Annotated in this window: 24 protein-coding genes; 16 read left to right on the plus strand and 8 right to left on the minus strand. The window is 70.3% G+C overall.

The annotated features are described in order from the left end of the window. Complete coding sequence (locus ACZ7CH_RS18125; RefSeq protein ID WP_470374378.1) at window positions 1–780, plus strand: (deoxy)nucleoside triphosphate pyrophosphohydrolase; 780 nt, start codon at window positions 1–3, stop codon at window positions 778–780. Here the strand turns inward: ACZ7CH_RS18125 and trpS are convergent. Continuing rightward, a complete protein-coding gene (trpS, locus tag ACZ7CH_RS18130; RefSeq protein WP_360386110.1) occupies window positions 773–1696 on the minus strand; it encodes a tryptophan--tRNA ligase in 924 nt (307 codons plus the stop codon). The genes ACZ7CH_RS18125 and trpS overlap by 8 nt on opposite strands. Before the next feature lie 171 nt (window positions 1697–1867). On the opposite strand from trpS, the gene ACZ7CH_RS18135 reads away from it, so the two are divergent. Continuing rightward, on the plus strand, window positions 1868–2173 hold the full coding sequence (locus tag ACZ7CH_RS18135) for a YciI family protein (RefSeq protein WP_360386113.1): 306 nt from the start codon (window positions 1868–1870) through the stop codon (window positions 2171–2173). Window positions 2174–2306: 133 nt separating this feature from the next. Here ACZ7CH_RS18135 and ACZ7CH_RS18140 read toward each other — a convergent pair whose 3' ends face one another. Next, window positions 2307–2459, minus strand: coding sequence for a hypothetical protein (locus ACZ7CH_RS18140; protein ID WP_360386115.1), 153 nt, complete (start codon window positions 2457–2459; stop codon window positions 2307–2309). Between the two features lie 164 nt (window positions 2460–2623). Here ACZ7CH_RS18140 and typA point away from each other — a divergent pair, with 164 nt between their 5' ends. From typA to ACZ7CH_RS18185, 9 genes are all read left to right on the plus strand, one after another. Next, entirely contained in the window at window positions 2624–4519 is a 1896-nt protein-coding gene (typA, locus tag ACZ7CH_RS18145) for a translational GTPase TypA (protein WP_360386117.1), read from the plus strand. Between the two features lie 347 nt (window positions 4520–4866). After that, entirely contained in the window at window positions 4867–6528 is a 1662-nt protein-coding gene (locus ACZ7CH_RS18150; protein WP_360386119.1) for an ABC transporter family substrate-binding protein, read from the plus strand. Between the two features lie 422 nt (window positions 6529–6950). After that, complete coding sequence (locus ACZ7CH_RS18155) at window positions 6951–8735, plus strand: ABC transporter family substrate-binding protein (RefSeq protein WP_470369409.1); 1785 nt, start codon at window positions 6951–6953, stop codon at window positions 8733–8735. 174 nt (window positions 8736–8909) lie between these two features. Then, complete coding sequence (locus tag ACZ7CH_RS18160; RefSeq protein WP_360386125.1) at window positions 8910–9908, plus strand: ABC transporter permease; 999 nt, start codon at window positions 8910–8912, stop codon at window positions 9906–9908. Beyond that, entirely contained in the window at window positions 9901–10833 is a 933-nt protein-coding gene (locus ACZ7CH_RS18165; protein WP_458429314.1) for an ABC transporter permease, read from the plus strand. Before ACZ7CH_RS18160 ends, ACZ7CH_RS18165 begins: the two co-directional genes overlap by 8 nt. Before the next feature lie 2 nt (window positions 10834–10835). Next, window positions 10836–12002: an ABC transporter ATP-binding protein gene (locus tag ACZ7CH_RS18170; RefSeq protein WP_360386128.1), complete on the plus strand. Its 1167-nt coding sequence runs from the start codon at window positions 10836–10838 to the stop codon at window positions 12000–12002. Further along, window positions 11999–12991: an ABC transporter ATP-binding protein gene (locus ACZ7CH_RS18175; RefSeq protein ID WP_360386131.1), complete on the plus strand. Its 993-nt coding sequence runs from the start codon at window positions 11999–12001 to the stop codon at window positions 12989–12991. The genes ACZ7CH_RS18170 and ACZ7CH_RS18175 overlap by 4 nt, the downstream gene beginning before the upstream one ends. Window positions 12992–13047: 56 nt before the next feature. Beyond that, window positions 13048–13884: an N-acetyl-1-D-myo-inositol-2-amino-2-deoxy-alpha-D-glucopyranoside deacetylase gene (gene mshB / locus ACZ7CH_RS18180; protein WP_360386134.1), complete on the plus strand. Its 837-nt coding sequence runs from the start codon at window positions 13048–13050 to the stop codon at window positions 13882–13884. Next, a complete protein-coding gene (locus tag ACZ7CH_RS18185) occupies window positions 13874–14305 on the plus strand; it encodes a hypothetical protein (protein WP_360386137.1) in 432 nt (143 codons plus the stop codon). The genes mshB and ACZ7CH_RS18185 overlap by 11 nt, the downstream gene beginning before the upstream one ends. Here the strand turns inward: ACZ7CH_RS18185 and ACZ7CH_RS18190 are convergent. Continuing rightward, on the minus strand, window positions 14281–15000 hold the full coding sequence (locus ACZ7CH_RS18190) for a GNAT family N-acetyltransferase (protein WP_470374379.1): 720 nt from the start codon (window positions 14998–15000) through the stop codon (window positions 14281–14283). The two genes, ACZ7CH_RS18185 and ACZ7CH_RS18190, sit on opposite strands and share 25 nt — an antisense overlap. Window positions 15001–15150: 150 nt before the next feature. On the opposite strand from ACZ7CH_RS18190, the gene fdxA reads away from it, so the two are divergent. Both fdxA and dapC read left to right on the plus strand, forming a co-directional pair. Continuing rightward, window positions 15151–15480 carry a ferredoxin gene (gene fdxA, locus ACZ7CH_RS18195; RefSeq protein ID WP_218130387.1) on the plus strand — a complete coding sequence of 110 codons (330 nt, stop codon included), beginning with the start codon at window positions 15151–15153 and terminating at the stop codon, window positions 15478–15480. A gap of 2 nt (window positions 15481–15482) precedes the next feature. After that, entirely contained in the window at window positions 15483–16574 is a 1092-nt protein-coding gene (gene dapC / locus ACZ7CH_RS18200; RefSeq protein WP_360386687.1) for a succinyldiaminopimelate transaminase, read from the plus strand. 30 nt (window positions 16575–16604) lie between these two features. On the opposite strand, the gene ACZ7CH_RS18205 is transcribed toward dapC, so the two are convergent. The 3 genes from ACZ7CH_RS18205 to ACZ7CH_RS18215 all read right to left on the minus strand — a co-directional run bounded on the left by ACZ7CH_RS18205 (window position 16605) and on the right by ACZ7CH_RS18215 (window position 19027). Next, on the minus strand, window positions 16605–17510 hold the full coding sequence (locus ACZ7CH_RS18205; RefSeq protein WP_360386142.1) for a hypothetical protein: 906 nt from the start codon (window positions 17508–17510) through the stop codon (window positions 16605–16607). Window positions 17511–17586: 76 nt separating this feature from the next. Beyond that, window positions 17587–18543: a 2,3,4,5-tetrahydropyridine-2,6-dicarboxylate N-succinyltransferase gene (gene dapD, locus ACZ7CH_RS18210; protein ID WP_360386145.1), complete on the minus strand. Its 957-nt coding sequence runs from the start codon at window positions 18541–18543 to the stop codon at window positions 17587–17589. 70 nt (window positions 18544–18613) lie between these two features. After that, entirely contained in the window at window positions 18614–19027 is a 414-nt protein-coding gene (locus ACZ7CH_RS18215; RefSeq protein ID WP_360386148.1) for a hypothetical protein, read from the minus strand. Window positions 19028–19087: 60 nt separating this feature from the next. Here ACZ7CH_RS18215 and dapE point away from each other — a divergent pair, with 60 nt between their 5' ends. From dapE to ACZ7CH_RS18230, 3 genes are read left to right on the plus strand one after another with little or no spacing between them, the layout of a single operon-like run. Continuing rightward, the gene (gene dapE, locus ACZ7CH_RS18220) at window positions 19088–20155 is read left to right on the plus strand and encodes a succinyl-diaminopimelate desuccinylase (protein WP_470374380.1); all 1068 of its coding nucleotides are present in this window, start codon (window positions 19088–19090) and stop codon (window positions 20153–20155) included. Between the two features lie 16 nt (window positions 20156–20171). Continuing rightward, a complete protein-coding gene (locus ACZ7CH_RS18225; protein WP_470374381.1) occupies window positions 20172–20954 on the plus strand; it encodes an LOG family protein in 783 nt (260 codons plus the stop codon). Then, window positions 20954–21487: an LOG family protein gene (locus ACZ7CH_RS18230; protein ID WP_458434247.1), complete on the plus strand. Its 534-nt coding sequence runs from the start codon at window positions 20954–20956 to the stop codon at window positions 21485–21487. The genes ACZ7CH_RS18225 and ACZ7CH_RS18230 overlap by 1 nt, the downstream gene beginning before the upstream one ends. Here the strand turns inward: ACZ7CH_RS18230 and ACZ7CH_RS18235 are convergent. After that, on the minus strand, window positions 21458–22507 hold the full coding sequence (locus ACZ7CH_RS18235; RefSeq protein WP_470374382.1) for a winged helix DNA-binding domain-containing protein: 1050 nt from the start codon (window positions 22505–22507) through the stop codon (window positions 21458–21460). The genes ACZ7CH_RS18230 and ACZ7CH_RS18235 overlap by 30 nt on opposite strands. Before the next feature lie 10 nt (window positions 22508–22517). Then, the gene (locus ACZ7CH_RS18240) at window positions 22518–24011 is read right to left on the minus strand and encodes a CocE/NonD family hydrolase (protein WP_470374383.1); all 1494 of its coding nucleotides are present in this window, start codon (window positions 24009–24011) and stop codon (window positions 22518–22520) included. Window positions 24012–24114: the final 103 nt, after the last annotated feature.

The following is a 24114-nucleotide window of genomic DNA, read 5'->3' on the forward strand; positions in this document are numbered from 1 at the left end:
GTGCCTGAGTTGCGAGCGTCGGCGTTGGTCGACGCGCCCGTCGCGGTGGTCGCCGGTGCCCTGCTGGACACCTCGTTGCTGACCGGTCTCGGTGTGAGGGTGCCGGGGCCGCTGCTGTGCACCGGGGACGTGCTCACCGGGCCGTTCGGGGTGAAGCTCACCGTCACGCGCGCCGACCTGTCCGGGGTGTCGGCGGCGGGGGCGTTCCTGGAGCTGCACACGGACCTCGTGGTCACCGGTGCCGGGACGATGGTGGTCGACCGGGTGGGCTGGACGACCGTCGGCGGCGCGGTCGGGCGGTTCGCCGACGTCGTGGTCGGGCGCGGGATGGCGTTGCGCCTGCTGGAGAAGCGGTCGGCGGCGCTGGCCAAGCGGTGCGCCGAGCTGGTGGCCGCGCGGGTCGTCGTCGGAGCGGCCGTCGTCCGGGGCGGACGGTTGCTCGCGCAGCAGCGGTCGTACCCGGAGGGCCAGGCGGGGCAGTGGGAACTGCCCGGTGGCCGGGTCGAGGACGGGGAACGGCCGGAGGACGCGCTGGTGCGCGAGTGCGTCGAGGAGCTCGGCGTGCCGGTCGTGGTCGGCGACCGGGTCGGACCGGACGTGCCGCTGAAGCGGGACCTCGTGCTGCGGATCCACGCCGCCCGGCTCGACCCCGCGGGCGGTGAGCCGGAGGCGTTGGAGCACAACGCCGTCCGGTGGCTCACCGCCGACGAGCTGCCGGGACTGCCCTGGCTGCCGGCGGACCGGGTGCTGGTGCCGGCCCTGCTGGACCTCCTCAGCTGAGCCCGGACAACCGCAGCGCCGCGTCGAGGCGGGGCTGCGCGCGTTCACGGGCCCGGTCGGCACCCGCGCGGCGGATGCGGTCCAGCTCCGCGGGGTCGGCGAGCAGCGCGAGCGTGCGGTCGCGGACCGGGCGCAGCTCCTCGACCACCGCCTCCGCCACGGCCTCCTTGAGCTCGGAGAACCGGCCCGTGAAGTCCTCCGGTTCCGCACCGGTGCACGAGGCGAGGACGTCGGTCAGGTTCGCGATGCCGTCGGTCGACGACACCGCGCGCCGGATCTTGCGCCGAACCAGGTCCGGTTCGTCGAGCACGAAGACCACGCCGGCCGAGCTCTGCGCCGACTTGTCCATCTTGCGCGCCGGGTCGGACAGGTCCTTGATCCGCGCGCCCACCTTCGGCACCACCGCGGTCGGCACGACGAACACGTCGCCGTAGGCGTGGTTGAACCGCCGGGCGAGCGCGCGGGCCAGCTCGACGTGCTGGAGCTGGTCCTCCCCGACCGGTACCTCCGCGGTGCCCTGCAGCAGGATGTCCGCCGCCATCAGCACCGGGTAGGTGAGCAGGCTCAGCCGCACCGACTCGCGGCCGAGCGACTTCTCCTTGAACTGGATCATCCGCGCGGCCTCGCCGTAGGTGCAGGTGCACTCCAGGACCCAGTTCAACGCCCCCAGCTCGCGGATCAGGTCGGACTGCACGCAGGTGCTCTCCGGTTCGATGCCGCACGCGATCAGCACCGCGAACTGCTCCCTGGTGAGCGATCGCAGCCGTTGCGCGTTGTGCGAGGACGTCATCGCGTGCAGGTCGCTGATGAAGTAGACGTCGTCCTTGGTGCCCTCACGCGCCCACGTGCGCAGCGCCCCCAGGTAGTTGCCCAGGTGCACCTGGCCGGACGGGGTGATGGCCGACAGCCTGATCATGGTCGGGTCCCTTCGAGGTTCGGGACCGCCCGCACGGAACGCATGAAAAAGCCGCCCCTGCCGGGCGGCCTGTGTTCGCGTCAGCGCACAGCTGCTACGGCCGCCTGGAAGCGGCCCACCAGAACGCGTTCATCGTGCGCATGCCCGGCAGTATAGGACTACCGTTGCTCCATGTTCATAGTGTTGCTGGAGTACGCCGCGCCGCTGGAACAGATCGACTACGCCCTCCCCGACCACCGCGAGTGGGTCGAGGAGCAGTACGGGCGGGGGCTCTTCCTCGCGTCCGGGCGTCAGGTGCCGAGGACCGGGGGCGTGATCATCACACGCCCGATGCCCCGGGGCAGGCTCGAAGCGCTGCTCGCCACGGACCCGTGGGCCGAGCAGAAGTTGGTGAAGTACAAGATCATCGAGTTCGAGGCGACGCGGACCGCCGACGAGCTCGCCAAGCTGAACGAGGCCGTGCTGCCGGCCCACTAGCCCGGTTGGCCGGCCTGCCACCCGATCGAGGCGTCGAGCCCTCGACCGCGGGTGCCGCTCGTGCCGGGAACGGCCTCGCGGAGTGAGCTTGCGCACGTGGAACGGCCCGTCCACGCGTGGACGGCAGGCGGTCTCACGCCGCCTTCTGGGCCTTCTTGGCGGCCTTCGCCGCCTTCTTCGCGGCCTTCTTCCTGGCCTTGTCGCGCTCCTTGAGCAGGAAGGGCACCGGGCAGCGCTTGCACTGCGGCTTCGACCTGCAGCACTTCTTCTTGAGCTTTTTACCCACGTGTTGAACTCCCCCTCACTCCTGCCGCTACAGTAGGTGAGGCTCACTTCACTGGCACTCTTGTGTGGTAATGCCGCCCCGGCCGGTACTCTGGTGTACGGCTGTGCGCATCGACGTGTCCGGCGCGAGCCCCCTCCACGACTTTCAAGCTCTAGGAGTTCTGCGTGCCCACGGCCACCGCGTCCGCCCTACAGACGCGCACTGACCTGCGCAACGTCGCTATCGTCGCGCACGTCGACCACGGCAAGACGACTCTCGTCGACGCCATGCTGCGCCAGTCCGGCGCCTTCTCCGCGCGGGCCGAGCTGGTCGACCGGGTCATGGACTCCGGCGAGCTCGAGCGCGAGAAGGGCATCACCATCCTCGCGAAGAACACCGCCGTGCGTCGTCACACGCCCGACGGTGACGTGATCATCAACGTCGTCGACACCCCCGGCCACGCCGACTTCGGCGGCGAGGTCGAGCGGGCGCTGTCGATGGTGGACGGCGTCGTGCTGCTCGTCGACGCGTCCGAGGGCCCGCTGCCCCAGACGCGCTTCGTGCTGCGCAAGACGCTGGCCGCCGGCCTGCCGGTGATCCTGCTGGTCAACAAGGTCGACCGCCCCGACGCCCGGATCTCCGAGGTCGTCGAGGAGGCCCACGACCTGCTGCTCGACCTGGCCACCGAGGTCGGCGCCGACGAGTCCGTGCTGGACCTGCCGGTCGTCTACGCCTCCGCGCGCGCCGGTCGCGCCTCGCTGACCCAGCCGGAGGACGGCGGCCTGCCGGACGAGGAGAACCTGGACACCCTGTTCCAGGTGCTGATGGAGCACATCCCCGCGCCGCACGTCGACGTGGACGGCCCGCTGCAGGCGCTGGTCACGAACCTCGACGCCTCGACGTTCCTCGGCCGCATCGCGCTGTGCCGCATCCACCAGGGCACGATGCGCAAGGGCGAGACCGTGGCGTGGTGCCGCGAGGACGGCGAGCCCGTCAAGGTCCGCATCACCGAGCTCCTCATCACCGAGGCGCTGGACCGCGTGCCCGCCGAGTCGGCCCGCGCGGGCGACCTGGTCGCCATCGCCGGCATCGCGGACATCACCATCGGTGACACGCTGGCCGACGCCGAGAACCCCGAGGCGCTGCCCCGGATCACGGTCGACCAGCCCGCCATCTCGATGACCGTCGGCGTGAACACCTCGCCCCTGGCCGGTCGCAACGGCGGCACCAAGCTCACCGCCCGCGTCCTCAAGGCGCGGCTCGACGCCGAGCTCGTCGGCAACGTGTCGGTGAAGGTCCTGCCGACCGAGCGCCCGGACACCTGGGAGGTGCAGGGCCGCGGTGAGCTGGCGCTGGCCATCCTGGTCGAGCAGATGCGCCGCGAGGGCTTCGAGCTGACCGTCGGCAAGCCCCAGGTGGTCACGCGCACGGTCGACGGCAAGGTCCACGAGCCGTTCGAGCGCCTGTCCGTCGACTGCCCCGAGGAACACCTCGGCGCCGTCACGCAGCTGCTGGCCAACCGCAAGGGCCGCATGGAGAACATGTCGGGCCACGGCACCGGCCGCATCAAGCTCGACTACGTGGTCCCGTCGCGCGGCCTGATCGGCTTCCGCACCGAGTTCCTCACCGAGACCCGCGGCACCGGCATCGCCAACGCCGTCGCCGAGGGCTACGGCCCGTGGGCGGGCGAGATCCGCACCCGCCACAACGGCTCCCTGGTCGCCGACCGCGCCGGCTCCATCACCGCCTACGCGATGATCCAGCTGGCCGACCGCGGCACGTTCTTCGTCGAGCCGGGCGCGGACGCCTACGAGGGCATGGTCGTGGGCGAGAACCCGCGCGCCGAGGACCTCGACGTCAACGTCACCCGCGAGAAGAAGCTCACCAACATGCGGTCCTCCACGGCCGACGTGATGGAGACCCTGGCCCGCCCCCGCAAGCTCTCGCTGGAGGAGGCGCTGGAGTTCTGCGCCTCCGACGAGTGCGTGGAGGTCGCGCCGGAGGTCGTGCGCGTGCGCAAGGTGACGCTGGACGCCAACATGCGCGGCCGTGAGCGGTCGCGGCTGAAGCAGCGCGGCTGATCTTCGCCCGGTCGGTGGGCGGTCCGGCTCCTGCCGGGCCGCCCACCGGCGTTTGGCGGCCGGTCGGGCCCGCCTGACCGGTGAACCCGCCCGAACCGCCCACCGGCGTTTGGCGGCCGGTCGGGCCCGCCTGATCGGTGAACCCGCCCGAACCGCCCACCGGCGTTTGGCGGCCGGTCGGGCCCGCCTGATCGGTGAACCCGCCCGAACCGCCCGCCGGGGTGAGCCGTACTACCCGGCAGCGACGCAACCCCGCCGCGGACCGGGACGTCCTCCCAGTGACGCGGGTGACAGGTACACCGGGTTGCCCGCACGCGTTCACACCACTTCTGGCAATGTGAGGACCCATGAGGCGTCTCGGGGGAGTGCTGGCAGCCGCCGTCCTGTGCGGCGCCGCGGCCTGCACGAACGCGCCTCCGCCACCGCTGGTCCCCAAGTCCGAGGCCCCGGTCATCACCACGACGGGACCGAAGGTCAAGGAGGTGGTGGTCGGCGTCGACGACGTGGCGGGCGGCTACAACCCGCACGCCACCGCGACGCAGAGCCAGATCACGACCGCGCTCAGCTCCCTGCTGCTGCCGTCGGTGTTCCGCAGCGGGCCGAACGGTGCGCCGGAGCTCGACCGGAACCTCATGGTGAGCGCGAGGGTCACCAAGGCCGAGCCGTTCACGGTCACGTACACGATCCGCAAGGACGCCTCGTGGTCGGACAGCGCGCCGATCGCCGCCGAGGACTTCTACTACCTCTGGCAGCGCATGCGCAGCGAGCCCGGCGTGGTGGACCCGGCCGGCTACCGGCTCATCGACAACATCAGCGCCCGCGAGGGCGGCAAGGTCGTCGAGGTCGCCTTCGGCACGCCGTACCCGGGGTGGCGCAGCCTGTTCGGCAACCTGTTGCCGGCGCACCTGCTCAAGGACGCGCCCGGCACGTGGTCCAACGTGCTCGCCACCAACTTCCCGGCCACCGCGGGACCGTTCGCCGTGCGGAGCCTCGACGAGCCGCGCGGCGAGGTGATCCTGGAGCGCAGCGACCGGTACTGGGAGGTGCCGACCACGCTCGACCGGCTCGTGCTGCGGCGGGCCACGCACAGCGCGATGGCCGAGTCACTGTCCAAAGGCGACAACCAGGTGGTGTTGCTGCGAGCGGACGCCGCCGACGTCAACCTCATGAGGACGGTCGCCGGTCTCGACACGAAACCCGTGCCGCGCAACGAGGTCGTGCAGGTCCTGTTCAGGCCCGCCAGCCAGCAGCTCGCGGATCTCAAGGTGCGCAAGGCACTCGTGGCCGCCCTCGACCGGGACGCGTTGATCGCGAGCGGTGCGCAGAGCGGGCCGAGCGCGCAGCTGCGGGCCGACTCCTACGTCGTGCCGCCGAGCCGCGCCGGGTACCGGCCGGTCATCCAGGGCAACACGCTCGACCCGGCCGCGACCGAGCAGCTGCTCACCGAGGCGGGGTACGCCAAGGGCGCCGAGGGGTGGACCAAGGCGGGCAAGGCGCTGAAGCTGCGGATCGCCGCCGCGGACGGGATCGAGCCGTACGTGACCGTCGCGAACCAGGTCAAGGCGCAGCTCGGGGCCAGGGGGATCGCGGCCGAGGTGGTCACGCCCAAGGCCGACGAGCTCTTCACCGTCCAGCTGCTGCAGAAGGACGTCGACGTCGTCGTCGGGCCGCGCGTGGACGCGGGCGACTCGGCGGCCGGGCTCGCGAGCCAGTTCGGGTGCACCGGGGACGCGCCGGACGGTGCCACGCCGAACCCGGCCAACGCCGCCGGGTTCTGCGACCCGGTGCTGCAGGCCGAGATCGACGCGGCGCTGGGCGGCAAGGTGCTGCTGGCCGACGCGCTCACCCGGATCGAGCCGCAGCTGCAGGCCCAGGCGGTGGCGCTGCCGCTGTTCCAGGTGGCCGACCTGCTCGGGGTGCTGCCGACGGTGTCCGGCGTGGACACCGGAGCGCCGCTCGCGGGTGTGCTGAGCGGTGCGCCCGAGTGGCGCCGTCTCGACACCAAGTGACGGGCCGCCCGGCCGTCCAGCCACACCGCGCACGGGATCGTCGTCGAGCAGGTTCAACCGGTGGAGAAGTGGGCACCCTCGCTGCGGCCGCCGAGGAAGTCGATCTTCGAAACGGGCTCGTCGTGCCGGGAAAAACGGCCGGGTGGGCCCAATTCCGCGTTGGTACGTTCGGTCGCCTTCGTTGACAGAATTCCCGGTGCCCGGTTAACGAACGCCTTCGCCCGGTAATCGGGCCATTGCATTGGGCTACAAGGCGTCACCATTGGGTCACGATCGCCCTCCCAGGTAGTGACCGCCGCCTCAACGGGTTCTTACGGTGCTGCCCACGATGTGCCGGTTCGGGGCGCGTATGGCACATCACGGTCACGGGTGTGCACACCGGATGAAGGTGCGGCCGCCCAGTGCTAGGAGGGCACGTGTCGATGAGGAAGACCAAAGCACTGCCGGCGATCGCGCTGATCTCCAGCGCGGCGCTCGTGCTGGGTGCGTGCGGTGGTGGTGGCGGCGGCAACACGGACGCGAACGGGAACGACGCGACCGTCGCCGAGATGGCGACCGCGCGCGGCGAGTCCGGAGACGGCTACACCGCACCGGACACGAAGTCCAGCGAGCAGGTCGTCGTGTCCACGGACAAGCCGTACACGACGTACAACAACGCGACGGAAGACGGCAACAACTCGTACAACACGTTCGCGCTGGTGCTGGTCCAGCCGGGTGCGCACATCCTGAACGGCAACAACAAGGTCATCCTGAACAAGGACGTCATGGACGGGGTCGAGCTCACCTCGAAGTCCCCGCAGACGGTGACCTGGAAGCTGAAGAAGGGCGTCACCTGGTCCGACGGCGAGGCGTGGGACTGCGACGACTTCTACCTGGCCTGGTTCTCGGCCAGCACGAAGGCCAAGAAGGCCGACGGCAGCAAGTACTTCAAGCCGGCCGGTACCACGGGCTACGACCTGATGACCGGTTCGTGCAAGGACGACCAGACGTTCGTGGGCACCTTCGACAGCCCGTACCCGGACTACGAGGGCCTGTTCAACAGCGACGTCCTGCCCGCGCACATCCTGGAGAAGGGTGCCGGCGTCGCGGACGTCACCAAGCTGACCGCGACGAGCGACCCCGCCGAGCTCGAGAAGGCCTCCGCTTTCTGGAACGAGAAGTGGAACGGCTTCGACAAGGCGCTCATGCCCGGTGCGGGCCCCTACATGCTGACGAGCTACGAGGCCAACCAGTCGGTCACGCTGGAGCGCAACCCGAAGTGGGCCGGCAAGCCCGGTGGTCCCGCCAAGATCATCCTGAAGGCGATCCCGGACCCCGTCGCGCAGGCGCAGGCGCTGGAGAACGGTGAGGTCTCCGTCAACTCCTTCGCGCAGCCGGACGCGAACGCGGCCACCAAGCTGAAGAGCCTGAACGCCCAGGGCGTCACGTTCGGCGCGGGCCCCGGCCTGTCGTTCGAGCACCTGGACATCCAGTTCAAGCACCCGGCGCTGTCCAAGGAGGAGATCCGCAAGGCCTTCTTCATGTGCGTCAAGCGCCAGGACATCATCGACAAGCTGATCTCCGAGGTCCAGGCCGACGCGAAGCCGCTCGGCAGCCTGATCTTCTTCCCGAAGGACGAGGGCTACAAGGACGTCTACGGCGAGAAGGCCAAGGGTGACGCGGCCGCCTCGAAGAAGATCCTCTCCGACGCGGGCTGGACGCAGGGTGCGGACGGCGTGTTCGCGAAGGACGGCGTCCGCGCCTCCTTCCGGATCAGCCACACCGACATCCCGCGGCGCAAGCAGACCGTCGAGCTGATCCAGGGCCAGTGCAAGGAAGCCGGCATCGAGGTCAAGGACGACACCGACCCGAACTTCCTCGACGAGCGCGTGTCCAACGGTGACTACGACGTCGCCCTGTTCGCGTGGTCCGGTGACCCGTTCAAGAGCTCCAAGAAGTCGATCTACGAGACCGGCGGTGGCCAGAACTGGCAGAACATGAGCGTCCCGGCTGCGGACGAGGCCCTCAAGACGGCCGTGTCCCAGACCTCGATCGCGGACTCGCTCAAGTACTTCCAGAAGGCCGACGAGGAGATCGCGAACGCGTACGGTTCGCTCCCGCTGTTCCAGATGCCGAACATGTGGGCGTTCAAGGGTCTCGACCGCGTGTACTTCCAGAGCTACTACGGCGCTCTCTGGAACGCCAACGAGTGGCAGCCCAAGAACTAGACGGGCCTGAGCAGTACACGAGGCTGAACTGAGGGGACGGGGCCGGGCCTACAGGTCCGGCCCCGTTCGCCTGGGTTCCCCGCACGCCACCACCGCGCGTACATTCCGCGCTGCGGGGTTCCCGTGCCCGGCCTCACCCCCCGGCAGCCGGGTGCCGCCCAACAGGAGCTTGTCGTGATTCGCTACATCATTCGTCGTTTGCTCATATCCATACCGATCCTGCTGATCGGTAGCTTCGCCTGCTACGTCCTCGTCGCCACGGCGGGCAACCCGCTGGCGGAGATGCGGTTCCGCCCCGGTGTCACCGAGGCCGACATCAGGGCCGCCGAGATCTCGCTCGGTCTCGACAAGCCGATCGTCGTCCGCTACTGGAACTGGCTCACCGACTTCCTGTCCGGTGACTGGGGACAGAGCATCGCACTCGGCCAGGCGAAGCAAGCGGTTTTCCCGGCGGTCACCGACGCGCTGTGGACCACCGGGCGGCTGGTCATCGGGGCCGAGCTCCTCGCGCTGACCCTCGGCGTCTCGGTGGGCGTGCTCGCCGCGGTGAAGCAGTACTCGATCTTCGACTACCTCGCCACCAGCACCGCGTTCCTCATGTTCTCGATGCCGATCTTCTGCGTCGCCGTGATCGTGAAGAACTACGGCATCCAGTTCAACAACGTCCTGGAGTCGATGGGGCTGGACCGCTGGCTCACCACCGCCGGTCCGCGGCCGGGTGGCTTCAGCGGCGACCTCGGCGACGTGATCTTCAAGTACACCGGCACGTTCCTGTTGCCGACGGTCGCGCTGATGCTGATCAGCTTCGCCGCCTACAGCCGGTTCGAGCGGGCCTCCATGCTGGAGATCCTGCACTCGGACTTCGTGCGCACGGCGCGGGCGAAGGGCATCTCGCAGAGCCGGGTGGTCTTCCGGCACGCGTTCCGCAACGCGCTCATCCCCGTCGCCACGCTGTTCTCGCTGAACTTCGGCGCGGTGCTCTCCGGCGCGATCATCACCGAGACCGTCTTCGGCTGGGCCGGCATGGGCACGCTGCTCGTGAACTCCGTGCGCCAGTTCGACCCGGCGATGCTCATGGGCTGGCTCGCGGTCACCGCGACCCTGATCGTGCTGTTCAACCTGGTTGCCGACGTCGTGTACGGCATCCTCGACCCGAGGATTCGCCTTGGCTAACATCAACCTGGCGTCCGAGGGCGGCGTGGTCAGCTCCGCGCCCGAGGCGGGCGCCCACGAGTTCGACTCGGCGAAGACCCGCACGCAGGGGCAGCTCGTCATCCGCCGCTTCCTGCGCCACCGGCTCGCCATGGTGAGCCTCGGCGTGTTCGTCTTCCTGGTGCTCTTCGCGTTCGTCGGCCCGTTCATCTGGACCTACGACTTCGAGGACGTCTCCAGCAGGTCCTACCAGCCGATGAGCGGCACCCACCCGCTCGGCACCACCCAGGTCGGCAAGGACATGCTCGCGCTGCTCATGCGCGGCACCGGCTACTCGCTGCAGATCGCGCTGATCGTGGCCGCGCTGGCCACCGCCATCGGCGTGACGTTCGGCGCGCTCGCCGGCTACCTGCGCGGGTTCGTCGACGCGGCGCTGATGCGCCTGGTCGACCTGCTGCTGATCATCCCGCAGATCGCGGTCGCCGCGATCGTGGTGAAGGGCTTCTCCGGCAGCTGGTACGTGGTCGCGCTGGTGCTCGCCGCGTTCGCGTGGATGCAGATCGCCCGCATCACCCGCGGTGAGACGCTCTCGCTCGCGCAGCGGGAGTTCGTCGAGGCGGCCCGCGCCTGCGGTGCCACCACCCCGCGCATCATCTTCAAGCACCTGGTGCCGAACATGATCGGCAGCATCACCGTGAACGCCACGCTGGCGATCGCGGCGGCAGTGCTCACCGAAGCCGCGCTGTCGTTCCTGGGACTGGGCGTCCAGCCCCCGGACACCTCGCTCGGCGTGATCGTGCTGGAGAACTACGGGCAGTTCCTGAACCGGCCCTGGCTGTTCTGGGGTCCGTTCATCGTGCTCGTGTCGCTCTCCCTCGCCGTCAACTTCATCGGTGACGGCCTGCGCGACGCGTTCGACCCGCGGCAGACGAAGGTGCGTGCCTGACCATGACCACTGTTCCCGAACTGACCGAGGACTTCCTGCCGGCCGACAACGGGTCCACCGCACCGCTGCTGTCGGTGAAGGACCTGTCGGTCACCTTCCCGACCGACGACGGCGACGTCCGCGCCGTGCGCAACGTCTCGTTCGACCTCAACGCCGGTGACGTGCTGGGCATCGTCGGCGAGTCGGGCTCCGGCAAGTCGGTGTCGTCCATGGCGATCATGGGCCTGCTGCCGGGCAGCGCGCGGATCGAGGGCTCCATCCGCTACCGCGGCCAGGAGCTCAACGGCCGCACCTACAAGCAGATGCAGCCGTTCCGCAGCAAGCACATCGCGATGATCTTCCAGGACCCGATGACGTCGCTGAACCCGGTCTACAGCGTCGGGTGGCAGCTCGCCGAGACCTACCGCGCGCACCACGACGTCTCGAAGAAGGCGGCGTGGGCGAAGGCGGTCGAGGCGCTGGAACTCGTCGGCATCCCGCAGCCGGACAAGCGCGCGGCGCAGTACCCGCACGAGTTCTCCGGCGGCATGCGGCAGCGCGTGGTGATCGCGATGGCGATCATCAACGACCCCAGCGTGATCATCGCGGACGAGCCGACCACCGCGCTCGACGTGACGGTGCAGGCGCAGATCCTCGACACCATGCTGCGGCTGCAGGCCGAGACCGACGCGGCGATCATCATGATCACCCACGACCTCGGCGTCGTCGCCGGCATGGTCAACCGCGTCCAGGTCATGTACGGCGGCACCGTGGTCGAGTCCGGCCCGGTCGACGACGTGTTCGAACGGCCGCGGATGCCCTACACCGTGGGCCTGCTGGGCTCCGTGCCGAACCCGGCCTCGCTGGGCAAGCGGCTCACCCCGATCAAGGGCGCGCCGCCCTCGCTGGTGAACCTGCCGACCGGCTGCTCGTTCTCCCCGCGCTGCCCGCTCGTCACCGACGTGTGCCACGAGTGGGAACCGCACCTGGAGGAGGCGGGCCGGCCGGACCACCGCACGCGCTGCCACCGCTGGGAGCACCTGGCGGCCCACGAGCAGCCGCAGAGGCTGTTCCTGCACGACGAGATCGGCACCGTGGAGAACCCGGCGGTCTTCGCCGCGGCCAACCCCGACGAGTCGCTCGAAGTCACCGCCGTGCACGGAACCCTGCTGGACGAGGAGTCGAAGTGACCACCCCGCTGTTGGAGGTCACCGACCTCGTCAAGGAGTTCCCGGTGCGCGGCAAGGGGATCATCCCGCGCAACGTCGGCACCGTGCAGGCCGTGTCCGGTGTGTCGTTCACGCTGAGCCCCGGTGAGACGCTCGGCTTGGTCGGCGAGTCCGGTTGCGGCAAGTCCACCACCGGGCGCGCGATCCTGCAGCTGCACAAGCCCACCTCGGGCTCGGTGAAGTTCGAGGGCCGCGAGCTGACGTCGCTCAGCACCAAGCAGCTGCGGCCGCTGCGCAAGGACATCCAGATCGTCTTCCAGGACCCGTACGCGTCGCTGAACCCCAAGTGGCAGGTCAACGACATCATCGCGGAACCGCTGGTGATCCACGGGGTCGAGGGCGGCGTGCAGCGGCGGGTCAACGAGCTGATGGAGCTCGTCGGCCTGAACCCGGAGCACCGCAACCGGTACCCGCACGAGTTCTCCGGCGGTCAGCGGCAGCGCATCGGCATCGCCCGCGCGCTGGCGCTGAACCCGCGCTTCCTGGTGCTCGACGAGCCGGTGTCCGCGCTGGACGTGTCGGTGCAGGCCGGTGTCGTGAACCTGCTGGAGGAGCTGCAGGAACGGCTCGGGCTGGCCTACCTGTTCGTCGCGCACGACCTCTCGGTGGTGCGGCACATCTCGGACCGGGTCGCGGTCATGTACCTCGGCAAGATCATCGAGATCGGCGAGCGGGAGGCGATCTACACCCGCCCGATGCACCCGTACACGCAGGCGTTGCTGTCGGCGGTGCCGATGCCGGACCCCAAGCAGGAGCGCAAGCGTCAGCGGATCGTGCTGACCGGTGACGTGCCGTCGCCGGTGAACCCGCCGTCGGGCTGCCGGTTCCGCACGCGGTGCTGGAAGGCCCAGGACATCTGTGCCACCGAAGAACCGAAGCTGGAAAGGCGAGGTGCGCCGGACGGAACGTTGTCCGCCTGCCACTTCGCTGAGGAAAAAACGGTCGTGTGAGACCGATGTGAAGGCCACCTTCGTCCCTGGACAAAGGTGGCCTTTACTCTTTTCTGGTGACGCTGACTGCCCCACCACGGTTGCTCTTCGTGCACGCCCACCCAGACGACGAGAGTCTGTGGACGGGCGGCACCATCGCGCGCTACGCCTCGGCCGGCGCCCACGTCACGGTGATCACGTGCACGCTGGGGGAGGAGGGCGAGATCATCCCGCCCGCACTCGCCCACCTGGCCGCCGCGGAGGCCGACCAGCTCGGCGGCTACCGCGTCGGGGAGCTGAGGTCCGCCTGCGCGGCACTGGGCGTGACCGACCACCGGTTCCTCGGCGGCATCGGCAGGTGGCGCGACTCCGGCATGGTCGACGTGCCGTCCAACGCCCACCCGCGCGCGTTCGTCCAGGGCTCGGTGCAGGAGCAGGCCGCGCAGCTCGCCGACGTGCTGCGCGAGGTGAAGCCGCAGGTCGTGGTGAGCTACGACGCGTTCGGCGGGTACGGGCACCCGGACCACATCCGCGCGCACGAGATCACGATGGCCGCCTGCGCGCAGGTCTCGGACGTCGAGCGGGTGTTCTACGCGGTGACCTCGCGCGACGCCACGGAGGCGGGCATCGCGGCGCTGTCCGCGGTGCCGGAGGCGTTCCGGCTGCCGGAGCCCGGCGAGCTGCCGGTGACGCCGGACGAGGACATCACCACCGTGATCGACATCTCGGAGCACCTGATCGCGAAGCGCCGTGCGTTGCGCGCGCACTCCACGCAGGTCAGTGTGTGGGACGAGGGTTACGCGTTGTCGAACGGCATCGCCCAGCCGCTGGTCGGCAACGAGTACTACGTGCTCGCCAAGGGACCGGCGGACGGCGTCGCCGCGGATCTGTTCGGAGGACTGGGTGAGCGCTAGCTGGCGAGTGGTGTTGCTGCTGCTCCTGTGCGTCGAGGCAGCGGTGCTCGCTGTGCTGGAAGTGTTCTTCCTGCTCGTCCGGTTCGACGGGACGCTGCTGCCGGACCTCGGCGCGTGGCCGTTCCCGGTCATGGTCGTGGTGGCGGTGGTCACCACGCCCGTGCTGGTCATGTGGGCCGCGGCGCTGTCGGACCGGGTGTCCGCCGCCGCGGCGCCGCTGCTGGTGTGGTTCTTCACGATCTTCGCGCTCGCCTACCTGGAGCCCGGCCGGGTCGCCCGCGTCAGCTTCCTGCTGGGCGACTGGCGCACGCTGCTGCTGATCGCCGGCGGCGCGCTGCCGGGCGCGGTGGCCGTGAGCGCGGCGATGGCACGCAACGCGGCCAACCGGCCCGGCCTCTACGACCCTGCGGGCACCCAGTAGCGGTAGCGGTGGTGCTCGGAGCAGCCGAGCTCCTCGTACAGCCGGATCGCCGCGGTGTTGTGCTCGGCGACCTGGAGCGCGCACGTCGTGGCGCCCTCGGCGAGACCCCACCCGGCCAGCTCGCCCATCAGGCGCGTGGCCAGACCGCGGCGGCGGTGCTCCGGCCGCACGGCGAGCCGGGCCACGTGCAGCACGTCCTCGACGACCGCCCCGCGCACGGCGGCGACCACGACCCCGTCCTCCTCGACGCCCGCGAAGCACACCCGGCCGGTGCCGAGCACGTGCCGCATCGCGGCGGTCACCTCGGATCCGGCCGTCAGTTCCCACCATCCGGGAAGATCGCGGCTTTCGGCGGCACCGTCGGCGAACTTCTCCAGCGGACCCGTCATGACCAGCGACTCCGCCCCGCCGGGGTGGTCGAGGTCCACCCGCCAGCCCGCGTCGGCGATCGCCCGCTCGTGACCGCTGCCACGCACGACGTGAGCAGTGGGTTTGATGCCGTGCACACGGGCGAACCCCTCGACGGCAGACAGCGCCGACGGAACCGGTACACCGGGATCGCCGCAGGTGAGCGTGCTGTTCGCGCGGCCGGTGAAGCCGGCGGCCGCGCGCATCAACCAGTCTCCAAGCCGTTCTTCTGCCACCGCGGGCCATGCTCGCGCGCAGAGCGATTCCAGGTGATCCACTGTGTGCACGGGTCCATCCTCGTCTCAGGGAGCGAGCCGGGGTGGGTGGTGTGACGTGGCGCACCAGGCAGCTAAGGCAAGCCTGACCGGGTGATACTCGAACGTGCCGCGTACTCTCCGGCTTGCGCGGTGTGGACCAGTGAGAAGCAGGAGAGCGCAGTGACCTATGTGATCGCCCAGCCGTGCGTGGATCTGCTCGACAAGGCGTGCATCGAAGAGTGCCCCGTCGACTGCATCTACGAAGGCGACCGGATGCTCTACATCCACCCCGACGAGTGCGTGGACTGTGGCGCGTGCGAGCCGGTGTGCCCAGTGGAAGCCATCTACTACGAGGACGACGTCCCCGACGAGTGGAAGGACTACACCAAGGCGAACGTCGACTTCTTCAACGAGCTCGGCTCACCCGGTGGCGCCTCGAAGGTCGGCAAGGTCAGCGCCGACCCGGAGTTCGTGAAGGCACTCGCACCGCAGGCTGCTGAGGGGCATTGATCATCCAACGCCGAGGTCCGGGCCTGCCGGACTTCCCGTGGGACTCGCTGGCCGGCCACGCCGCCAAGGCGCGCAAGCACCCCGGCGGTGTGGTCGACCTGTCGGTCGGCACACCCGTCGACCCGGTTCCCGCGGTGATCCAGTCCGCGCTGTCGTCCGTCGCGGACGTCCCCGGCTACCCGACCACCCACGGCACGCCCGAGCTGCGCGCCGCCTTCGTGGCGGCCGTGCGGCGGCGCTACGGGATCACCGGCCTGTCCGCCGACGCGGTGCTGCCCACGATCGGCTCCAAGGAGCTGGTGGCGTGGCTGCCGACGTTGCTGGGCGTCGGTCCCGGTGACGTCGTGGCCGTGCCGTCGGTGGCGTACCCGACCTACGAGGTCGGCGCGCTGCTCGCCGGTGCCGAGGTCGTCCGGCTGGCCGACGACGAGCGGCCTCCGCCCGGCACGAAGCTGGTGTGGCTGAACTCGCCGTCGAACCCGACCGGCCGTGTCCTGTCGACCGAACAGCTGCGTTCCGCCGTCGCCGCCGCGCGCGAGGCCGGAGCCGTTGTCGCGTCGGACGAGTGCTACCTCGCACTGCCGTGGGACTCCGCGCCGGTGTCGGTGCTCCACCCGTCCGTCGTGGACGACTTCGACGGCGTCCTCGCCGTGCACTCGCTGTCGAAGTCGTCCTCGCTGGCCGGTTACCGGGCCGGGTTCGTCTTCGGCGACCCCGAGCTGGTCGCGGGCCTGCTGGAGTTGCGCAAGCACGCGGGCATGATCGTGCCGCGGCCGGTGCAGGAGGCCATGCGCGCCGCCCTGGAGGACGACGCGCACGTGGCCGAGCAGCGGGCCAGGTACCAGGCCCGGCGCGAGGTGCTCAAGCCCGCGCTGGAGGCGGCCGGGTTCACCGTGTCGCACTCCGAGGCGGGGCTGTACCTGTGGTCCTCGCGCGACGAGGACGCCTGGGAGACCATCGCCTGGCTGGCGGACCGGGGCATCCTGGCCGCACCGGGCACGTTCTACGGTCCCGCGGGCGCCCGGCACGTGCGGATCGCGCTGACGGCCACCGACGAACGGGTCGCGGCCGCCGCGGAGCGGTTGAAGGCCTGACCCGGCGTTGCCGGCGCGGCGTCAGGGGCGTCAGGGCTTCAGCGCCGACCACACCCGGCGGGTGAACTGGTTGGGCGGCACCGCGTCTGTGGTGAGCCGCACGCTCGTGCTGATCTCCTCGCCGCTCAGGCCGAGGCCCAGCACGAGGTGCCAGTGCAGGTCCCACAGGTCCTGGAAGGCGTCCAGCTCCACGTCGGTGTCCGCGCTGACGTGGAGCACGGCCGGTTCCGCGACCCGCACGACCCGTTCGACGGCCCGCACGTCCCTGCTGTTGGTGCGGAAGCTGAACCCGAGGTCGACGGTCTCGCTGTCCAGCCCGTACGTGACGTAGGAGTGGCAGCGGTGGTGCGGCAGGCTCAGCGGCTGGTTCGTCTCCAGGTAGAGGTCGCCCTCGAACCGCAGCGTCGGCGAGTGCTGGCTGAGCGTCGCGCGGGCGCTGACGAACTCCCAGCCCGGCATCTCCAGCCTGGGCAGCAGCAGTTCCAGGATCTCGCCGCGGCGTGCTGACCGCGTGCGTTCACCGGAGCGCCACGGGATCTCCCGGCTGTAGGGCTCCTTCTTCGTGACGAACACGTACGGCGCGTTGTCGGTCTGCAGGGACAGCACCACGACCGTCCGGCGCGGAGCCCAGTCGAACGCGACGGTCGTGAGGCCGGGCGCGACGCCGTCGAAGTGGCTCTCCACCTTGGGCCACCAGCTCGACAGCTCCTCGGCCGGCGCGCCCTTGACGTAGCGGCCCTTCTCGTCGACACCGACCACCCACATCGCCTCGGAGCCCCTGGCGGCGTTGCAGAGGGCGGCGATCTGCCGTGCGGCCTTGCCGTGGTCGACCGGCCACTGCGTCTTGAACTCGACGAACGAGTCCTCCGACTGCGCACCCTGCAGGGCACGCTCGATGGCGGCGCGAGCGTTCAACTCGAGTCGCTGTTTCAGCACGTGCACCTCCTGCGGGTCGAGACGGCAAGGGCCCAGCCTGCCTGCGCAGACCGGGCCCCGGACACCTGGTTTCCGGTCAGTCGTTCGCGTGCAGCGCGGCGTTCAGCTCGACGCCGGTGCCCTTGCGCGGTTTCACCTTCACCACGCCGTCGGTGGAGTCGCGCAGGAACAGCAGGTTCGACTGCCCGCTCAGCTCCACGGCCTTGGTGACCGTGCCGTCGGGCAGCGTCACCTTCGTGCCGGCGGTGATGTAGAGCCCGGCCTCGACCACGCAGTCGTCGCCGAGCGAGATGCCCAGGCCGGCGTTGGCGCCCAGCAGGTTCCGCTCGCCGAGCGAGATGACCTGCTTGCCGCCGCCGGACAGCGTGCCCATGATCGACGCGCCGCCGCCGACGTCGGAGCCGTCGCCGACCACGACACCGCCGGAGATGCGGCCCTCGACCATCGAGCTGCCGAGCGTGCCGGCGTTGAAGTTCACGAAGCCCTCGTGCATGACCGTGGTGCCGGACGCGAGGTGCGCGCCGAGCCGCACCCGGTCCGCGTCACCGATGCGCACACCGGACGGGACCACGTAGTCGACCATGCGCGGGAACTTGTCGACGCCGTAGACCGTCACCGGTCCGCGGACGCGCAGGCGGGTGCGGGTCTGCTCGAAGCCCTCGACCGCGCACGGGCCGTGGTTCGTCCACACGACGTTGGTGAGCAGGCCGAAGATGCCGTCGAGGTTCGCGCCGTGCGGCTGGATCAACCGGTGGCTGAGCAGGTGCAGTCGCAGCCAGACGTCGTAGGTGTCGGCCGGGGCGGCGTCCAGGTCGACCGCCACGCGGACGCCGACCACCTCGACGCCGCGCTCGGGGTCCTCGCCGAGGAGCTTGGCCGCGGCCTCTCCGAGGGCTGCCGCGATCTCGGTGGAGGCCAGCCGGGTCGTGCCCAGGTCCGGCGTCTCCTCCAGGACGGGCGACGGGTACCAGGTGTCGAGGACGGTGCCGTCCGGGGTCACAGTGGCCAAGCCGATGCCGTATGCGGTGCTCACGGAGACCGAGCTTAGTCCTGGTGGGACGGGGCCGGGTTCCGCAGGTCACCGCCGGTGGCGGCGGTCGTGCTCAGTCGGGGACGTCGGCTGTGAAGTAGAGGGAACCGAGGTCGCCGCGCGTCGCGATCAGGGCCTCGTTGCACTTCCACTGCCGGGCGTCGGTGCTGGACACGTTGTCCACCGCCACCTCGCCGCAGCGGTTCGCCTCGAAGTCGCCGACCGAGGTCTTGAGGCGGGGCAGCACCTCGTTCACGCCGGGCTCGACCTCCTTGCCCTGCAACGACCGGTCGAGCGCGCGGGTCATGCCGCCGACCCGGGAGACCCACGCGGCGCACTCGGCGGGGGTGCCGCTGTGCTGGGAGCCGCACGGGGCGGCGAACAGCGCCCTGATCTCGCCGCACTGCTGGTCGCACGCCGCGGGCGCCTCGCCGCAGCCGGTCGCCGTCAGCACGAGCGCGGTGACGAGAAGTGTGCGTTTGGTCACGCACCGCACGCTAGCGGCTGATCGGGCAGGCGCGAAACGCGCGGCGCTAGGGTGGCGGTCGTGTCCGACACCCTTGACCTGTTCGCCGACCCGATCGAGCTCACCACCGCGCTGGTGGATGTGCGCAGCGTGTCCGGGGAGGAGGACGAGATCGCCGATCTGGTCGAACGGTCGCTGCGGCTGCACGCGCCGCACCTGGAGATCACTCGATCGGGGAACGCCGTGCTGGCGCGGACGAACCTCGGCAAGGACAAGAGGATCGTGCTGGCCGGGCACCTGGACACCGTGCCGGTCAACCGGAACTTCCCCAGCCGCCGCGACGGCGATGTGCTGCACGGGTGCGGCACCGTCGACATGAAGGGCGGCGACGCGGTCATGCTCGCGATCGCCGCACAGAGCCGGAACGCGCGCCACGACCTCACGTTCGTCTTCTACGACTGCGAGGAGATCGAGGCCGAGCGCAACGGGCTCACCCGCATCGAACGGGAGCTCGTCGAGTGGCTGAGGGGCGACCTCGCGATCGTGTGCGAGCCGTCGAACGGCACGGTCGAGGCCGGCTGCCAGGGCACCATGCGCATCGAGATCAGGACGACCGGCAAGCGCGCCCACACCGCGCGGGCGTGGATGGGGCAGAACGCCATCCACGGGCTCGGGGAGGCGTTGAACCGGCTCGCCGCCTACGAGCCGCGGCAGCCCGAGATCGACGGCTGCCGCTACCACGAGGGACTGCAGGCCGTGAAGATCAGCGGCGGGGTCGCGGGCAACGTCGTGCCGGACGAGGCGGTGCTGACGGTCAACCACCGGTTCGCGCCGGACCGGTCGGTGGAGCAGGCGGAGCAGCACCTGCGGGAGGTCTTCGCGGGCTACGACGTCACGGTCACGGACTTCTCGGGCGGTGCGCTGCCGGGGCTGCACGCCCCCGCCGCGCAGGAGTTGGTGGCCGCCGCGGGGGGCACGCCGGTGGCCAAGCTGGGGTGGACGGACGTGGCGCGGTTCGCGGCGCTGGGGATGCCCGCGGTGAACTTCGGGCCGGGCGACCCGACGCTCGCGCACACCCAGGAGGAGAACGTGCCGGTCGAACAGATCACCGGGTGTTTCACCGTGCTTCAGCGTTTTCTGCTGGCCTGATCATTAGGATCATCGGATGACGGAAGAGAAGAACAGCAACGGCGCGGTGGACGAGCATCCCAAGGAGAAGCAGCGCGGGCCGGTCGTGCTGCGCCGCGACCAGAAGGACGAGCTCACCACCACCGACCAGCGCCTGCTCGACTCGCGCGGGCCGTCGGACTGGGTGCACACCGACCCGTGGCGGGTGCTGCGCATCCAGGCCGAGTTCGTCGAGGGCTTCGGGGCGCTCGCCGAGGTGCCGAGCGCGGTGACCGTGTTCGGGTCGGCGCGGACCGGGCGGGACCACCCGGAGTACCAGCTCGGGCGCGACCTCGGGAAAGCGCTGGCGGAGGCCGGTTTCGCGGCGATCACCGGTGGCGGTCCCGGCGCCATGGAGGCGGTCAACCGCGGGTGTTCGGAGGCCGGCGGGTTCTCGGTCGGGCTGGGCATCGAGCTGCCGTTCGAGCAGGGGCTCAACCCGTGGGTCGACCTCGGCGTGAACTTCCGCTACTTCTTCGTCCGCAAGACGATGTTCATCAAGTACTCGCAGGCGTTCATCTGCCTGCCGGGTGGTTTCGGCACGCTCGACGAGCTGTTCGAGGCGCTCACCCTGGTGCAGACGAAGAAGGTCACGAAGTTCCCGGTCGTGCTGTTCGGCAAGAGCTACTGGCAGGGCCTGTACGACTGGATCCAGAGCTCGGTCCTGGAGGGCGGCAAGGTCAGCGAGAAGGACCTCGCGCTGCTGCACCTGACCGACGACATCGACGACGCGGTGCGCGTGGTCAAGGAAGCGCACAAGGCATGGGCGGACGCACACTGATGTACGTGGCTGTGTACTGCGGCAGTCTCGCCACCGTTCCCCAGAGCTACGTGGACGTCGCCGCCGAGGTGGGCAGGCAGATCGCCGCACGCGGCTGGAACCTCGTGTGGGGTGGCGGGCAGACCTCGATGATGGGCGCGGTCGCACGGGAGGCGCGCGCCGGCGGCGCGAGCACCTACGGCGTGATCCCGAAGGGCCTGGCCACCAGGGAGATCGCCGACACCGACTCGACCGAGCTGCACGTCGTCGACACCATGCGCGAGCGCAAGCGGATGATGGACGACAAGGCCGACGCGTTCCTCACGCTGCCCGGCGGCATCGGCACCGCGGAGGAGTTCTTCGAGGTGTGGACGGCCGGGGTGCTGAGGATGCACGAGAAGCCGGTCGTGCTGCTCGACGTCGACGACCACTACAAGGGGCTCGTCGAGTGGCTGACCGAGCTGCGGGACAAGGGTTTCGTCTCGCCCGCCGCACTGGCCTCGCTGGTCGTGACCGGCGACGTGTCAGCGGCTCTCGACGCTTGCGTCCGCTAGTCTCCTGACCCTGGCCAGGAACTGGGCCTCCGGCAGGAGGTCCGGCAGCGGCCGGTACGGCGTGACCGCCACCGCGAACCGCTTGCCGGACACCACCCTGCCCTGCCAGGAGCCCGCGATCTCGCCGTCCACCAGCACGGCGCCGCGCCGGCCCAGCACGCGGAAGACGTCCTTCTGCGCGGCCTTGTCCGGCAGCAGCAGGTCGCGGTCGCGCGCCTGCAGGTAGGGGTCGGTCGGCGGCAGGAACCTGACCTCCGGCGGGTCGGCGGCGGCGATCTCCACACCCTCCGGCAGCCACGCCTGCTGCCCCTCCACGGCCACCTCGACGAGGTCGTCCGGCCACCTCTTCTTGACCTCGCGCACGGTCGTGCCGAAGTAGGAGGCCACTTCGGACGGTCCGGCCGGGCCGTGCAGCGCCAGGTAGCGGTGCACCAGCTCGTCGAACCCGGCGGTCTGCCGCGGCACCCCCGGCCAGCCGTGAATCCGTTCGAACGTGACGGTCTTGCACTCGGGCAGGATTCGCAAACCCGCGGGCAGCGCGGCGAGCCGGAAGATCGGGTCGCTGACGTGCGCGGTCCCGCAGCCCCGGCAGTCCTCGACGGTCTGCTTCGGCGCCAACGGGGTCAGTGCCGCGCTGACGTCGCCCTTGGTCATCGGCTTCGTCACGATCGACCGCATGGCCGTGGCGACGTGCCGCAACGCCGCCAGCAGGTCGTCGACCTTCGGCCGGGAGGCGCGGGCGCGGGCGTCGGCGTCGCTCCACGGCCACAGCGCGCGGGCGAACGCCTTCAGCTCACCGGCCCGGTGCAGGTGCGGGGCACCGCGCACCGACCACGTGACGGTGAAGTCGTCGGTGGCCGGCGCGGTGAGGCGTGCGGCGAGGCTGAGCAACGCCGAGCCGGCGGTGTTGTCCTGGACGCCCAGGGAGAACACCGCCAGCTCGGCCGCGTCGCCGACGCGCCGGTCCAGCTCGTGCTGGTGGATCCGGTGGAGGAGCACCTGCTGCCGGGTGAGGTCCACCCGGACATTCTTACGCCTTCGGCACGGTGAGGCTCGACGGTCCGAAGGTGACGGTCGAGCCGCGGGTCGACTCGCTGAGGTACCGCGGGTCCACGGTGTCGACCACCAGTGCCAGCCGGTTGCCCGCGCCGACGTTCCACACCGTCGGCTCCAGCGGCACGTCCAGCGTCTGCGTGCGGCCGGCACCGGTGACCTTCACCGGCTTGTGCGTGACCAGCGCGCCCAGTCCGAGCGGGCCGACCTCGTACAGGTACGCGAACAACGTGGTGACCTCCGCGCTCGGCGTCACCGTCAACCGCAGCTGCGGCGTGCCGGCGAGCGTGGCACCGGCCGGGTACTGCGGCCCGTACCAGACGCCGGCGACGTTGCGGTCGACGAACGGCAGCGAGACGCCGGTCGGGATGTTCAGGAACCCTTGCAGCGCACCGGAGAGCAGGATCGTGCCGCTGTCGGCGACGGTGTTCCAGCCGGCGTGGATCCGCTTGCCTTCGAGCTGCACCGTGTCGGCGGCCCCGTCCGGCCAGGCGCCGAACTTCTTCCACGTGCCGCCGTTGTTGGGCTTGAGCTGCACCGGCTGCTCGGCGTCGATGCCGTTGGCCGTGCCCTTCACGTACCGGTCGAACCAGCGGCCGACCGACTCCCAGATCTCGTTGGGCAGACCGGCCGCGCCGAACAGCTCGGCGGTGGCGTGGTCGCCGGGCGAGAGCATGAGCCGCTTCGGCCCGGTCAGCCGCGAGTAGAGGTCCGCGACCTGGCCGGGGGCGAAGATGCCGTCGTTCCAGGCGTTGCCGAGCAGCACGGCGGTGCCGTTGGCGTTGAGCTGCGCGATCTTCGAGGCGGCTGACCGGCCCGCGGAGATCGGCACGACCTCGTGGAACCGGCCGTCGCGGTAGGCGTCCTCGGCCTCCAGCAGAACGGGACCTGGGCGCCCGGTGGCGTGGCCCGCCGCCAGCAGGACCTCGACGGCCTGCTTGTTCACGGTGTCGTTGGGGTAGAGCGAGCGGGCCAGGTCGGTCCACGTGCTCAGCGCCGCTGCCGCCCTGATCCGCCGGTCGTTCGCGGCGGCGAGCAACGACTGCCCGGCGCCGTAGGAGATCCCGGCCGCACCGACCTTCGTGCCGTCGGCACGGGCGTGGGCGATCGCCCAGTCGATGACCTTGCTGACGTCGCCCACGGTCTCCGGACCGGCGATGTCGATCTCACCGCCGGAGTCCCAGAAGCCGCGGCTGGTGTAGCTCACGACGACGTAGCCGGACTCCTTGGCGAGCTTGGCCGCGGCACCGACGTACTCGATGTTCGGAACCGACCAGCTCGACGGCATCACGAGCAGCGGGAACGGCCCGTCACCCCGGCCGGTGGGCTCGATGACGAAGGCCTTCAGCGCGGTGCCGCCGACGCCGGGGATGGTGCGGTAGGTGATCTGGTGTCCCGGCGCCGCGATGGCCGCCGGTGCACCGAGCAGGGTGGTGAGGAGTGCCAGGAACAGAACAAGTGACCGGCGCACGCTGGTCCTCCTTGACCATGACGTAGATCACACAGGGTTGCTGTTCGGGAGTAAAGCAGATGGCTACTCGCGAGTAGCAAGAAGCTGTGAGTCAGGTCACTGT

The sequence above is a fragment of the Lentzea sp. NPDC037011 genome (assembly GCF_055607425.1).

Coding starts and splice junctions, on each gene's coding strand:
- trpS (WP_360386110.1), bottom strand. CDS start 1,696: ATGATCAGGCTGTCGGCCATCACCCCGTCCGGCCAGGTGCACCTGGGC.
- ACZ7CH_RS18135 (WP_360386113.1), top strand. CDS start 1,868: ATGTTCATAGTGTTGCTGGAGTACGCCGCGCCGCTGGAACAGATCGAC.
- ACZ7CH_RS18150 (WP_360386119.1), top strand. CDS start 4,867: ATGAGGCGTCTCGGGGGAGTGCTGGCAGCCGCCGTCCTGTGCGGCGCC.
- ACZ7CH_RS18155 (WP_470369409.1), top strand. CDS start 6,951: ATGAGGAAGACCAAAGCACTGCCGGCGATCGCGCTGATCTCCAGCGCG.
- ACZ7CH_RS18170 (WP_360386128.1), top strand. CDS start 10,836: ATGACCACTGTTCCCGAACTGACCGAGGACTTCCTGCCGGCCGACAAC.
- ACZ7CH_RS18225 (WP_470374381.1), top strand. CDS start 20,172: ATGACGGAAGAGAAGAACAGCAACGGCGCGGTGGACGAGCATCCCAAG.
- ACZ7CH_RS18230 (WP_458434247.1), top strand. CDS start 20,954: ATGTACGTGGCTGTGTACTGCGGCAGTCTCGCCACCGTTCCCCAGAGC.